The sequence below is a fragment of the Nostoc sp. UIC 10890 genome (genome assembly GCF_054786515.1).
In genome coordinates, this window is the sequence record NZ_JBSGKF010000001.1 from 6,805,855 (window position 1) to 6,818,722 (window position 12,868).

Annotated in this window: 15 protein-coding genes; 13 read left to right on the forward strand and 2 right to left on the reverse strand. The window is 39.5% G+C overall.

Annotated features, from left to right (window positions below; translation table 11 throughout):
• Nucleotides 1-184 precede the first annotated feature (184 nt).
• From ACWATR_RS28150 to ACWATR_RS28190, 9 genes are all read left to right on the forward strand, one after another.
• A complete protein-coding gene (locus ACWATR_RS28150; protein ID WP_460339405.1) occupies nt 185-595 on the forward strand; it encodes an Mpo1-like protein in 411 nt (136 codons plus the stop codon).
• Nucleotides 582-1,586 (forward strand): Rieske 2Fe-2S domain-containing protein, encoded by a 1,005-nt coding sequence (locus ACWATR_RS28155; protein ID WP_460339407.1) that lies wholly within the window; start codon nt 582-584, stop codon nt 1,584-1,586. The genes ACWATR_RS28150 and ACWATR_RS28155 overlap by 14 nt, the downstream gene beginning before the upstream one ends.
• A 260-nt stretch (nt 1,587-1,846) precedes the next feature.
• Complete coding sequence (locus tag ACWATR_RS28160) at nt 1,847-2,587, forward strand: hypothetical protein (protein WP_460339409.1); 741 nt, start codon at nt 1,847-1,849, stop codon at nt 2,585-2,587.
• 5 nt (nt 2,588-2,592) lie between these two features.
• On the forward strand, nt 2,593-3,654 hold the full coding sequence (locus tag ACWATR_RS28165) for an aromatic ring-hydroxylating dioxygenase subunit alpha (RefSeq protein ID WP_460339411.1): 1,062 nt from the start codon (nt 2,593-2,595) through the stop codon (nt 3,652-3,654).
• Complete coding sequence (locus ACWATR_RS28170; RefSeq protein WP_460339413.1) at nt 3,638-4,543, forward strand: ferritin-like domain-containing protein; 906 nt, start codon at nt 3,638-3,640, stop codon at nt 4,541-4,543. Before ACWATR_RS28165 ends, ACWATR_RS28170 begins: the two co-directional genes overlap by 17 nt.
• A gap of 39 nt (nt 4,544-4,582) precedes the next feature.
• A complete protein-coding gene (locus tag ACWATR_RS28175) occupies nt 4,583-5,773 on the forward strand; it encodes a P-aminobenzoate N-oxygenase AurF (protein ID WP_460339415.1) in 1,191 nt (396 codons plus the stop codon).
• 33 nt (nt 5,774-5,806) lie between these two features.
• Complete coding sequence (locus ACWATR_RS28180) at nt 5,807-6,100, forward strand: 2Fe-2S iron-sulfur cluster-binding protein (RefSeq protein ID WP_460339417.1); 294 nt, start codon at nt 5,807-5,809, stop codon at nt 6,098-6,100.
• Between the two features lie 106 nt (nt 6,101-6,206).
• Nucleotides 6,207-6,482, forward strand: a complete 276-nt coding sequence (locus tag ACWATR_RS28185) for a hypothetical protein (protein WP_460339419.1) — start codon at nt 6,207-6,209, stop codon at nt 6,480-6,482.
• Nucleotides 6,483-6,515: 33 nt separating this feature from the next.
• A complete protein-coding gene (locus ACWATR_RS28190; protein WP_460339421.1) occupies nt 6,516-6,761 on the forward strand; it encodes a type II toxin-antitoxin system Phd/YefM family antitoxin in 246 nt (81 codons plus the stop codon).
• A gap of 100 nt (nt 6,762-6,861) precedes the next feature.
• Here ACWATR_RS28190 and ACWATR_RS28195 read toward each other — a convergent pair whose 3' ends face one another.
• The gene (locus ACWATR_RS28195) at nt 6,862-7,959 is read right to left on the reverse strand and encodes a DUF3239 domain-containing protein (RefSeq protein WP_460339423.1); all 1,098 of its coding nucleotides are present in this window, start codon (nt 7,957-7,959) and stop codon (nt 6,862-6,864) included.
• A 172-nt stretch (nt 7,960-8,131) separates the two neighbouring features.
• On the opposite strand from ACWATR_RS28195, the gene ACWATR_RS28200 reads away from it, so the two are divergent.
• From ACWATR_RS28200 to ACWATR_RS28215, 4 genes are all read left to right on the forward strand, one after another.
• On the forward strand, nt 8,132-9,154 hold the full coding sequence (locus ACWATR_RS28200) for an aromatic ring-hydroxylating dioxygenase subunit alpha (RefSeq protein WP_460339425.1): 1,023 nt from the start codon (nt 8,132-8,134) through the stop codon (nt 9,152-9,154).
• Between the two features lie 174 nt (nt 9,155-9,328).
• The gene (locus ACWATR_RS28205; RefSeq protein ID WP_460339427.1) at nt 9,329-10,081 is read left to right on the forward strand and encodes a sterol desaturase family protein; all 753 of its coding nucleotides are present in this window, start codon (nt 9,329-9,331) and stop codon (nt 10,079-10,081) included.
• Nucleotides 10,078-10,686 (forward strand): acyltransferase, encoded by a 609-nt coding sequence (locus ACWATR_RS28210; protein WP_460339429.1) that lies wholly within the window; start codon nt 10,078-10,080, stop codon nt 10,684-10,686. The genes ACWATR_RS28205 and ACWATR_RS28210 overlap by 4 nt, the downstream gene beginning before the upstream one ends.
• A complete protein-coding gene (locus ACWATR_RS28215) occupies nt 10,686-12,203 on the forward strand; it encodes a GH3 family acyl-acid amido synthetase (protein ID WP_460339430.1) in 1,518 nt (505 codons plus the stop codon). Before ACWATR_RS28210 ends, ACWATR_RS28215 begins: the two co-directional genes overlap by 1 nt.
• Here the strand turns inward: ACWATR_RS28215 and ACWATR_RS28220 are convergent, their stop codons facing one another.
• A complete protein-coding gene (locus ACWATR_RS28220; protein ID WP_460339431.1) occupies nt 12,204-12,827 on the reverse strand; it encodes a Uma2 family endonuclease in 624 nt (207 codons plus the stop codon). It lies immediately after the preceding gene.
• Nucleotides 12,828-12,868 lie beyond the last annotated feature (41 nt).

A 12,868-nucleotide genomic window follows, 5' to 3' on the forward strand; every position in this document is an offset into this window, starting at 1 on the left:
TCTTTGTAAAACGCATGGGGTTATCCTGTAGTCAGCTTTATGCTGTGGCACTTCAAGAATACTTGCAATCAGATAAACGGGATAAAATTACTAAATAGTTAGATTTTGTATATGCTGATGAACACAGCAGTATTGATCCATTGTTTTTAAGGCTATAAGCCCATACGATATCTAAGGTTTTGACATGAATTCTAACCCTCAAAAAAGTTTGAGAAATCGGATTAATAATCAAATTCTGGATCATCCTTTTACAGACTATTGGGATATTTTTATTCTTAAACATCAGCATCCAATTAATATTACTTTACATATTCTGGGAATATTATTTTTTTATAGTTTGCTCTTTTATGCTTGGAAGTTGCAAAACTTTTGGTTACTCTTAGGCTTACCGTTAACTCAATTATTGGGATTAACCGGACACTTTTTATTTGAGCGTAGCCATATTGATTTACAAGATGCTGTATTTTCTTGGCGGGCTTCCTATTGTTTAGGTAAAATGTTATTTAGAATTTTGACGGGTAAATATCGAGATGATATTCGCCAACGACAAGAAATATTAAATAATTATCTATTAAACAATTATGCAAATATTTAATAATTGGAATGTAATTGCTAAAGGTTGGTATATTGCCTGTCCTAGCCATGAAATACCTAAAAAAACGGCAAAATCTGTAGAATTATGCGGTCAAAAAATTGCCATTTTTAGAGGTGAAGATGGGCAAGTACGGGCTTTGGATGCTTACTGCCCTCATTTAGGAACAGATTTAGGAATTGGGAAGGTTGACGGTAATTGGATTCGTTGTGCATTTCATCATTGGGCATTTGATGAAACAGGGATTTGTCAAAATATTCCCTGTCAATCAGAAATTCCTAACCAAGCTAAATTACAAGCTTATGCAACAGAGGAAAAATATGGATTTATCTGGATTTATCCAGATGCTAAAGCACCAGAGGGAGTGGCTGATTTTGATGAATTGAAGGGAAAAGAAATTGTTGCACAAGCTGATATTGCATTTGAAAGAAGTTGCCATCATCATATTTGTATGATGAATGGGATTGATGCTCAACATTTAAAAACAATTCATCATTTAGATATCAAAATGGATCTATCGCTAAATCGTAGCGAATTAGGCACACAAATCGACTTTACAATGCGGGGACAATTCCCCAAAACTACCTTTCGAGAAAAGTTAGGTCAAAGGTTTCTTGGTTCTACATATCAGTATTCAATGCGTTATGCTCATGGTTGCATTGGTTTGTTAACAATGATGAAAGATGTTAGGCTTTTTCCGCCACTGTTTATGATATATGCTTATACTCCAATTGCGCCTGAAAGAACGAGAATTCAACCGATTTATGTAACTGAAAAACGTCAAGGTATTGTGGGATATCTGCTAAGTCAGTTTTTGCTATTCTGTACTCGCTTGGCTTACTATATGCTCAGAGATGAAGATGGTAAAATTTACGACAATATTCGCTTTAATCCAAAATTACTCCTTAGTATCGATCGTCCATTAGCTGAATATATGGAGTATGTAAATCAGCTAAAACCGTCTCGATGGTCAAAAAATAGGGGTGTAGAATAGTACATTGGGTTAGCGATCGCATAATCCAACAAAAGCTTTGGTAATATTGCGTTTTGTTTCTCAATCTAAATACATCTTAATTATTTTGTAGAGTGCGCGATTTACATCAACTCTGATTCAAAAAGTGCAAGATGTGAATACAGAATTGTAGCATAGATAACCATTCTGGAATCTGTCACATTACACCGTAAATTTACCATAATGGTCGATAAAGTTTTAATTAAATATCATACAAATCGAGTCTAGGTAATTTACGAATAATGAAAAGTTTGCTGATTCCTGTTCAAAATTTGCAGCCAAGCGATCGCACCGCCATGTATGCGTTGCTGCAAAATCACTTTAAAGGTATAACCTGGGATGGGTTTCTAGTCGATTTAGGGCGCAAAAACTGGGTTTTGTTGTTGAGAGATGAAACATCCAACGCACTTAAAGGATTTTCAACTCTGATGTTATCCCAAACAACTTTTTTGGGAGAAAAAATTAGTGTGGTGTATTCCGGCGACACTATTGTTGATCCTAGTGCTTGGTCGAGTACAACACTACCACGTAGTTGGATTGCCGCCATCAACTTTCTGCATCAACACTATGCAGAAAATAAACTTTACTGGCTGCTAATTTGCTCTGGTTTTCGCACTTATCGTTTTCTCCCTACTTTTTGGCAAGATTTTTACCCGCGTTATGATGTCACAACACCTACTGATGTTAAGCATTTAATGGGTAATTTGGCACAGGAATATTATGGTAGCTTATATCAAGAAGCAACTGGTATTGTCCGATTTCCGCATCCCCAAATTTTACGGGAAGGGTTGATTGAAATTCCATCAGGACGACAAACTAATCCCCATATTCAGTTTTTTGAGGAAAAAAATCCTGGCTATCGCTTAGGTGATGAATTGGTTTGTTTAACTGAAATTAATTATGACAATCTCACCCGTTCTGGACAACGGATGTGGAAGTCAGAATCATCATTAAAATTTGTGCAAGATTGTGTTCTTGTTTAACTTTTATGCCATCTACCAACCCACACTTAAACTTTAATAACTCAACACAATTTATAGAAGGATGGTACTGGGCATTACCATCAAAAAAATTAAAAATTGGCAAGGTAAAAGCTATAACTTTGCTAGGTAGAAATCTGGCGATTTACCGGGGAGTTAGTGGTCAGGTAGTAGCTGTAGATGCTTATTGTCCACACATGGGTGCTCATTTAGCAGAAGGTAAGGTAGAAGGTGATGGAATTCGCTGCTTTTTTCATAATTGGAAGTATGACAGTCGCGGAATTTGTGTAGATGTTCCTTCTCTCGGAAAACCGCTACCTGTATGTATTAAAACTTGGCATACGGCAGAAAAATACGGCATGATTTGGGTTTGGGTAGGAGAAGGAAAGCCAAGTTCGCTGCCCTTTGTACCAGAATTAGAACAGGCCGATTGTGATTATATATTGGGAACTCGCTTTGTCAAAAATTGCCATCCCAATGTCTTACTAATTAATGCAATTGATGCTCACCATTTCAATACAGTACACAATTTACCTTTAGAGATTATATTTGATTCTCAAAACCTCAACCCTAATGCTATTACCTTCAGCAACACTACACGCGGAGGGGATGATTCCTGGTTAATTCGCCTGATTCGTCCTTTATATCGCAACGAAGTTACTTATAGTATGTGTTACTGGTATGGTAGCACTGGCACTGTGACGCTAGGGCCAGATTTTCTGCACTTCTACATTATATTTACACTGCGAATGATAGAAGGTGGCAAAACTGAAGGGCAAACAATTCTTGTCACTCCCAAGCGTCCGGGATTTTGGGGATGGGTTTTAAATCGTGGTTTGTTATGGTTAACTCAGCAAGTTGGTAATTACTTTGCAAAAGGCGATACACAGGTATTTCAAACAATTCAGTTTGATTTAAAGACTCCTACTAAAGCAGATCAATCTATTCTGGAATTTATTCAGCACGTTAATCACCAGAAAGCTTTAACCTGGGCAATTTGGGAAACTGTTAATTATCCAAATATTCAAACCCTATCAACACCTAGCCCTGAACATGGATTCAAAATATAATATTGTCGGTTTTGACCTACCACATACAGATTCTGATGACCGTTTACGACGGATATTAACAGCAGCCTTATCTAATCAGAATAATTATGATAATTATCTCCAATTAAATTATTGGGATGCTGATTTTTTCAATTTACATCAAGTCAAGATTTTTCAACAATCTAATATTAATGAACAATCTACTATTCTGGAACTTGCTAACCGCAGTTTATTAGAAGAATCATCTTTTATTGAGAAAGCAGGCGTTGGCTACATGGCAAAAATGGTACTTTTAGCAGAAACAGTTGAAGAGCGAATGCTTTATGCATTGTTTACGGCTGATGAAGCTACCCACCTTCACCAAATTAGCCATTTTTTACCAGCAATGGAAGTAACTAGCACGGACGATCCGTTTTTGCGCTTACTATCAGAAGTGGTTGAAAGTGCAGATAAAACAGTTTTGTTGTTTGTGCTGCAAGTCGTTTTAGAAGGATGGGGTTTAAGCCATTATCGACGTTTAGCGAAGGAATGCCGCTATCCAGTTTTAGCAGAACTTTTTTCCAGTTTTTTACAATCTGAATCTCGTCATCACGCTACGGGAACCACCTTGTTTAATCAAACTTCTGTTTCAGCATTCAGTCAAACAACAATTCTCGATGTATTGGCACAGTTTTTGTTTATGGTACAGCTGGGGCCACAAAGCGTACTAGCGGCAGTTGAACAAGTAAAAGGACATCTGACGCGATCGCAAAAAATCCAAATCTTAGAAGAACTAGATACAGAAACCCATAGCGGAACCCGATTACAAATATTGCGATCGCTTATGGGTGGAATATCAGCCCAGTCTATCCTGCAAAATTTAGAAGAACGCGGAGCCTTTCAACCACTCCCCGCCCATCAATGTGTGTAATAAATATTAATCTTATCTCTGCGTGAAATAAAAACGGATATGGAAAAAATTATTCATCGCAAATTACAAATTAACCACACCCGCAACAAACAGCAAGATCATACTGCTTTAATGGATGAAGCTGTCACCAAGTTTCGCTATGAAGATTGTCAAAACGAGTATTGGAACCCAGAGGAATTTTCCCTGCTATACGGTACACCTTTATGGGAACAGTCCAGCCAACATCAGCGTATAATTTTGAACCAACTTTACTGGGTAGCTTACTACTCACAAATTGTTTCTGCGGAAATTGCCACTATCTTTTTCAATCAAACCAGTGCAGCTGGACTTTACGCCCAAGAAGATTTTCGCTTAATCTGCGATACATTAGATTTGGAATCCGCCCAAGAGCGATCGCACATTAACGCCTTCCGCACAATTGCCAAACAGGTTGAACAAGCGTTATTTGGGGAACTTATCTTTACCTACCCCATGCGCGGCCCCTTTACAGAAACGATGGTTTATGCTGACACCAATGCTCTAAAAACTTGGTGGAAAAAAATTCAGCTTCAATACTTTGGGCTGATTTCTGCGAATAATACTTTTTTGGCTTGTCAGTATTTCACAGTTCGGGGAGTGCGGACGCTAAACGGCAAGTTAGTACAGCACAAACTCAGCAATTATTATCAAAAACATCCCCATTCTGAAGCCGCTCCCATTCCTGCTAAAGTCTCTTATTATCACTTTATGGATGAAAGCTTTCACTTCAATAGTTCGACAATTATATCTCACGATGTTGTCACTTTTCTTAAGCCACCGACTGCTTTTGAGCGACTGGTTGCTAATTTAGGATTGCTGGGGTGTCAGCGCGATCATTTTCATTTTTCTGCGGCTATTAATGGAATTTTTTGGTACGATCCAGCGCTGTATGGCAATATTTATCGTGTGTTGCGATCGCCTATTTTTGCCATGAGTGACAAGGATGCTAAAGAAATGATGCAGCGTTGTTTTACCGAGGAATCGGAAGGATTACAGCGCAGTTTCTCAACTCATCAGGAGGCGATGAAATCTTATCAGGTGTATGTTGAAAAACTCGATTATCTTTGGCAACGTAATCGGGATATGTCGCTGATGGCTACTAATTCAATTTCTCGATATTTGGCGACTCAAAAAAGGGCTTTTCAAGGTTTTGAAAACCGAGGGGATTTATTTTCATCTCACGCAGAGACGCAGAGGCGCAGAGAGGAATAGAAGAGTGTTGTTTAGGTAAGATTGTTGCTTATTATGGCTGACTTCTGTAAGATATCCTTTCCGGGAAGTGATTTTGTTGCTATAACTTTGGAATGTCATCAAAGTTTGTCTGAACATCTCACAATTCAGAATTCACCTGTTTTATTTGGTTGTCGGACTGGTATTTGTGGAACTTGTTTGGTTGAGGTTATTGGTGATATTCCGCCTCCTCAACCTGATGAACAGGAAATGCTGGATACATTAGCGACTAATAACCCTCATGCGCGGTTAGCTTGTCAGATTAATGATGTTACAGTTAATCTTGAAATTCGGAGACTAAAAGGATAAATTTAGTTAAGGTTGAAATCTGGAATCAGGCTTAATGGCACTGAAGTTTCTACTGAGACTTACTTTTTGCTGAATAATTTAAAAACATCACCAAAAAATAAAAGCTATGCACCTCGATCATTTTTTTCCCCTGATTATTTTCATCATATCAATAGGTTTTATTGGTGCGTTCTTGATACCCTTTCTTTTAAATACTTTATTGGATGAAAAGAGTTCCTACAAAACAAATATAACTAATTCTAGCTACTACTCTCATGACACAGATAGTAGTTGGAATTCTTTAGATCCTCTAAGTTATGGCGATGGGAGTAGTAATGACTCAAGCAGTTGCGATAGTGGAGGATCTGATGGGGGTGGTAGTTGTGATGCTGGCGGTGATTAAATACTTAGTTTAAAGACTTAGTAGAATAAAATCATGGAAACTGTAAATATCCATGAAGCTGAAACAAATCTCTCACAGCTTTTGTTGCGGGTAGAGCATGGAGAAGAAATCATTATTTCTGACAGAGGCATTCCTGTTGCCAAATTGGTTCCGTTTCGCACTTTATCAAATCGCCGCGATAGTTTAGGACAAGATAAAGGGCGTTTTGTAGTGCCAGAGGACTTTAACACCCTTTTAGCAGATGAGATGTTGGTAGCATTTGAGGGCGGTGAGGAGTGAAACTTTAATTCGCTACTGTCTATACTATCAACTTGGCGATCGCTCCTATCAATGTTGGAAAATATTGGTTTTTCCTAGCCTCAAACCAATTTACTTACTGCTACACGAATGGATTGGGAGGAGGATTACCATGCAAACGGATGTATTCTTTTTGTAAGTCTTGAAAATATTCTGCCAAGCATTGCCCTGTTTCAATCCAGTAAAGTTCTTTTTGATGGATGTAATCGTTGCATCCACAACAAAATGTGGACTCATTGTATAGAAATGGGTTAACTAGATAGCTACGAATTATTTCCTCTGGCATCGTTGTTGCACCGCCACAATGTGGGTGGATGTAAGCTTGCGGAACTATATCAAGTGCGCCCTGATAACGGCGTTCTGGATGGATAGTAACATGGTCAGTCATTTGACCATCTGCTAAAGGTTCTGTGTGCTTTTCTCTGTGCATGGGATAAAGCGGCAGGAAGATGAGTTGGTGGCAGAATGCACAACGAACAAAAGGTATGGTATATAGTCCTGGCTTAGTTGTCCTAATATATCCAAGTCCTGCTTCAAGCTGCTCCCATTCCCAATCTGGAATGCTCTCTAAGACTCTTTGTATATCGGCTTGATTGCCAGTGACACAATCAACTACTACTGGATAAAAGTCGTCCCAGTAACCTTTATGAAGGTTGCCCTCATATAGAGCTACTGTAGCCAACCTTGTACCCACTGGTGGTACTCCGTTTTTCATCCACTTAAGGGGTTGATGCAAAATTTTGATCGCATGACGTGGCGTTTTACCTGTAGTGAGGTCTGTGAATACTGCAACTAGAGGTGGCTTTAATGCAACAACAACACCAGGATTGACACAACCATAAAGAAAGTGTTCGCGGGTACGGGTTGTCAGAAATATCAGTTTCTTAATAATCCAAAATATTCCTATGCCGAAAAAAATATTAAATATAGTAATTCCAAATAATGCAGATGGCAGAAGATGTAAACTTTTGCCCTCACGTAGTGTTCCGAAAAACGCAAACCCAAAAATCCAATTGGTAAGAAAAGCTAGCACAACCACAATGGTGAGCGGAAAAATCAATTCAATTGGTTCGCTAGGAAATGAACGAATCCAATAGAAATAATCAATATGCAGATTTCCAGGATTTGACGCATGGGTACTAGCATCTACTGTAAAAGGACGTTGTGGTTGATTTACCATTGTTGTACTCAGCTACCTAATTTTTTAGTTTCTAGCTCAAATTGTTAGTACGAGATTGAGGGATATACTTCAACTTATGCTTAAAATTAGGTTGCCCTTAAATAACATGAAATCTAACGCCCAGCTTACCAAAACGGTTGCCATAATTTAAATACGATCGCTCCCACTCACCATGCAATTTGCAGATTTCTGGTATATTGTCGCACTCAGCAACCAACTACAACCTAACAAAGTATTATCACGCACCGTTTTAGGAGAATGGTTAGCGATATTTCGCGGTGAAAATGGACAACCCGTAGCTTTGCGCGATCGCTGTTTACACCGCAATAGCCGTCTATCATCAGGTAAAATCTGTAACGGTGCTTTACAATGTCCCTATCATGGTTGGGTATATGACGGGGTTGGGAACGTCATTGCTGTTCCAGCTGAAGGAGATGATTTCAAACCTTCCTCACAGCGTCGAGCCAAGTGTTACGCTACCAAAGAACAAGATGGCTATGTTTATGTGCGGTTAGCTGATACGCCAAATATTGAGACTGAACCCTTTTCTATGCCTCACTATGAAGAAACAGGATGGGAGACGGTACGGGTAATTAACCGTTTTGCTAACAATGTGACTAATTGTGCAGAGAACTTTATTGATATTCCCCATACAGCTTTTGTTCATCCTGGTGTTTTCCGTACCTCCCGCCAACAAAAGTTAGAGATGACTGTAGAACGCTGCAATGGTTCGGTTTTGGTGGAGTATCGCAACGAAAACAGTAATTTGGGATGGTACAGCCGTTTTCTGAATTTGCAGAATGCAGAGATTAAACATAGCGATCGCTTTTATATGCCAAATATTACCTCTGTGGAATATAAGATGGCACATAATCGGCATTTGTTCATTACCAGTCAATCTATTCCAGAAACCGATAATTCAACTCTGGTTTACACAGATGTCACCTATAACTACGGTATTTGGAATAAATTAGCACGTCCCTTTGTGCGGTGGACTGCTCAACATATTATCCGCCAAGATGTGGAAATTTTGGGTATTCAGGGGGAAGCGATCGCTAAATACGGGACACAATTTTATAATACCCCTGCGGACACAATTCATATATTTGTCGAGTCAATTATGGCAGCTATATCTCGTGGAGAAGATCCGCGTTTATTGCCAAATCAATCAGTAAAAGTTACATTTTTGGTTTGAAAATAATTCGTAATTACCCCCCTTAATCCCCCCTTGTAAAGGGGGGAGATTGGAAAATCCGGTTTCCTCCCCTTATAAAGGGGAGAGATCGGAAAATCCAGTTCCCTCCCCTTTATAAGGGGAGGGTTAGGGTGGGGTAAAACCCATGTTCAAAATCAGTGTGAGCAATCAAAAGTGGAAATAAAAAACTTTGCACAACTGCTAATTTTTGGTTCTTTTATCGGATTAGTTGGTTGGACTCTTAGCAATCAGCTTGGACGAACTCAACTTAAAATAAAAACTCGTGAAGATTGGTTGCTAGATAGTACAGGATTAACGATTCAAGGAATTTTAATTCCCTTACTACAAGCTACTTTAGTTTATGGGCTTTATCAACATTTATTCCCTGTTCAACAAGGAATTTTGAAACTATCATTAATACCGACTTTTATTCTCAGTTTTATTGTAGTTGATTATTTATATTATTGGAACCATCGTTTATTACATACTAAATTGTTGTGGGAAATTCATCAAGTCCATCATACTGTTACTCAGATGGATGTATTAGGAACTTCTCGCAACACACTTTGGACAAGTTTATTAATTATTTATTTATGGATACACACTTTGTTTTTGTATCTGTTAGCCGATCCAACAGGTTATGTACTTGGAGTCAGCCTAACTTCTGCCTTAGATTTATGGCGACATAGCCGCTTAATCATTCCTGCAAATACCAGGCTATATCAATTTTTATCTCCTTGGTTAATCCTACCACAGGATCATGCTTGGCATCATTGCCGCGAAGTCCACAATTATAACTATGGAGCTAATCTTAAAATTTGGGATAAGTTACATGGAACATATTATGAAAGCGAAAAATTGCCATCTATAATTGGAATTCCTATCTCATTGAACTTGTTCCAAAAACTTTTATTCCCATTTTCATGACAGTTATAAGTAAAATTCTTTCCTTTTTTCCCACCTTTATATTATTGCTAACTGGTGCAGCAATAATTTACCTTGCCTATTCACCCAACATCTTCAGTATTCTGGCAGTGTTACTTTCTATTTATGGGCTACCAGTGCTAGTTTACCGCTTGCATGAATGGGTTTATCCTGTGCGCGAGGGGATTAGTTATCTACTAGGTGAAGAATATAATCCCTGGTGGGGTAGTCATCAAATCCAGGTAATTTATATTGCAATTCCGGTGTTGGAAGCAGTGCTGCGACTGATTCCGGGGGTATTTTCTTGTTGGTTACGATTATGGGGTGCTAAAGTGGGGCGAGATGTATACTGGACAACAAGATTGGAGATTGCCGATCGCAGTTTGTTAGAAATTGGCGATCGCGTCGTTGTCGGGCATGGTGTCGGTATCTATTGCCACATCATTAAACCCCGCAAGCAAAATTTAATGTTGTATGTCAAAAAAGTCCAGATTGGCAGCAATGTTTTTGTGGGAGCCGGATCTAATCTTGCTCCCGGTGTAGTCGTTGCTGATGGTTCTTATTTACCAGCAGCTACCAAGCTTTATCCTAATCAAAAGGTGCAATAATGCGTCCGATTATTCAGCTTTTTGGGCAAATCCTTGTGCCAACTGCGAGGCGATTTTATCGAGCTTTGGATAACCCAGAGTTAATGCAGACATCTGTAAAAAGGGAAATTTGCGATCGCCTAATCAAAAGTGAGTATGGCAAAACTTTGGGGATTCATTCTGTAGACGATTGGCAGCGTGTACCAATCGTAGATTATGATGCACTCGAACCCTGGTTAAATCAAAAACAGCAGCAAATTTCCCTCACACCAGAACCCATTTTGTTCTATGAAAAAACCTCTGGTAGCAGTGGGGCGGTAAAATGGATTCCTTATACTCAATCTTTGCGGCGATCGTTTAATCAAATGTTCTGTGTATGGGCGCATGATTTGATTGTACACGGGCCGAAATTTTCTACAGGCAAGCTTTATGCTTGTATCTCGCCGCAATTAAATGTAGCTGATAGCCAAGCTTTACAGGATGATTTAGATTATTTAGATGGCTGGTTGCGTTGGTTTTTGCGTCCTTGGTTGGTGATGCCAAATAAACTTAGCCGACTGCATGACGCGAATTTGTTTAAACATCAACTGGCTTTGGCATTATTAGAGGCTGAAAAACTAGAAATTATCTCTATTTGGAGTCCTAGTTTCCTACAAGTACATTTAAAATATATTCAAGAAAATCAGGATTTATTGCGAAAAGAATTACACAACCGCATTTCACATTATCGCCTCCAACTTCTCAGCGAAAGTAATATTCACTGGATGCAACTCTGGCCAAATTTGAAGCTGATTTCCTGCTGGGATAGCGCCAATGCAGCAGATCAAGCGCAAGGATTAAGATTAAAATTTCCAGATGCATTAATTCAAGGTAAAGGACTACTAGCAACCGAAGCACCAATGACGATTCCGTTGATTGTAGCTGGGGGATGTGTGCCGGTTCTTGATGAAGTATTTTTCGAGTTCGAGGATGAGACTGGTTCCTTGCACGGCTTACATGAACTCAGCATTGGCAAGGAATACACGATTATTTTATCCCAGAAAGGCGGATTGTATCGTTATCGAATTGGCGATCGCATCCGCGTAACTCATTACTATCGCCACACTCCCTGTTTAGAGTTTCTCGGACGACATCAAGTCGTTAGCGATTTGGTGGGCGAAAAGTTGCAAGAAACCTTTGTAAATAATGCTTTGACTCTCTTGAATTTGCAAGAAACTAATTTTAAAAGTTTGATGCCGATTGCCGAGCCTCCACACTATATTCTATTATTAGATTCGGCAAAAGAAAGCCGGGAAATTATCGCTCAACAACTAGATCAGGCTTTATCAGAATCACATCATTACAAGATAGCGCGATCGCTCGATCAACTTGCGCCACCACAGGTTTTAATCTCTAGTCAAATTCCGGAAGTGTTAGTTTCTCATCGTATCCGCACTGGAAGTATTTGGGGAGGTATTAAGCATCCAATTCTGGCAACATCACCCATTAGCACTGAACTTTTACAAGAATTGAACTCCGGATTAGAGATTGCCGACTAGCTATTTTTGAAGCGCTTGCTGAAAAGTCTTGATGGCATCAACATGATTTACCCTATTAATGCAACGTAATAACAAATCCAAATCGATTCCTTTGACCTCCTCACTACTGGAAACCCTTTCATAGTGAAGTGCATTGCCCTCTTTCCGTAGGTGATAAACTTCTAACACACCATCTTCGCAGAACCACACTTCAGGAATCAAGAGCCGCTTATATGCTTCTAATTTGTTGATTCCGCCACTGGTAAACACCACCTCAATCGCCAAATCGGGACGCACTCGACCAGGGGAAAGTTTATACGATTTATCTGCTTCTCGCTTCACAGCAACCGCTTCACTTTCCAGTGTCATTGAGCCAGTTGGGGTAAAGTCAAACCCTGCCGCAAGCAAGTACAATTCCAGCAATGCGCCGAGCCTTTCTTTAACGGTTTCATGTGGTTCTCCCGGCATTCTTCGGATCTCCAAAACTCCATCCAGAAAAGACAGGCGATATCCCGGACGGTCTAACAACTGCTCAACTGCTTTAAATTCTCTCCAGGTCAGTCCCTCAAACAACAGGGGTGATTCCTGACGGGGTGTAGCGTAGACGCTTTGCGGCTTGTCGCCAGACATCGCTGCTGAGGTCATTTTGGTCTCCAGTCTGTTTCCAGATGAGAAATAATTCCGGC

Coding starts and splice junctions, on each gene's coding strand:
- ACWATR_RS28150 (WP_460339405.1), top strand. CDS start 185: ATGAATTCTAACCCTCAAAAAAGTTTGAGAAATCGGATTAATAATCAA.
- ACWATR_RS28155 (WP_460339407.1), top strand. CDS start 582: ATGCAAATATTTAATAATTGGAATGTAATTGCTAAAGGTTGGTATATT.
- ACWATR_RS28160 (WP_460339409.1), top strand. CDS start 1,847: ATGAAAAGTTTGCTGATTCCTGTTCAAAATTTGCAGCCAAGCGATCGC.
- ACWATR_RS28165 (WP_460339411.1), top strand. CDS start 2,593: ATGCCATCTACCAACCCACACTTAAACTTTAATAACTCAACACAATTT.
- ACWATR_RS28170 (WP_460339413.1), top strand. CDS start 3,638: ATGGATTCAAAATATAATATTGTCGGTTTTGACCTACCACATACAGAT.
- ACWATR_RS28175 (WP_460339415.1), top strand. CDS start 4,583: ATGGAAAAAATTATTCATCGCAAATTACAAATTAACCACACCCGCAAC.
- ACWATR_RS28180 (WP_460339417.1), top strand. CDS start 5,807: ATGGCTGACTTCTGTAAGATATCCTTTCCGGGAAGTGATTTTGTTGCT.
- ACWATR_RS28185 (WP_460339419.1), top strand. CDS start 6,207: ATGCACCTCGATCATTTTTTTCCCCTGATTATTTTCATCATATCAATA.
- ACWATR_RS28190 (WP_460339421.1), top strand. CDS start 6,516: ATGGAAACTGTAAATATCCATGAAGCTGAAACAAATCTCTCACAGCTT.
- ACWATR_RS28195 (WP_460339423.1), bottom strand. CDS start 7,959: ATGGTAAATCAACCACAACGTCCTTTTACAGTAGATGCTAGTACCCAT.
- ACWATR_RS28200 (WP_460339425.1), top strand. CDS start 8,132: ATGCAATTTGCAGATTTCTGGTATATTGTCGCACTCAGCAACCAACTA.
- ACWATR_RS28210 (WP_460339429.1), top strand. CDS start 10,078: ATGACAGTTATAAGTAAAATTCTTTCCTTTTTTCCCACCTTTATATTA.
- ACWATR_RS28215 (WP_460339430.1), top strand. CDS start 10,686: ATGCGTCCGATTATTCAGCTTTTTGGGCAAATCCTTGTGCCAACTGCG.
- ACWATR_RS28220 (WP_460339431.1), bottom strand. CDS start 12,827: ATGACCTCAGCAGCGATGTCTGGCGACAAGCCGCAAAGCGTCTACGCT.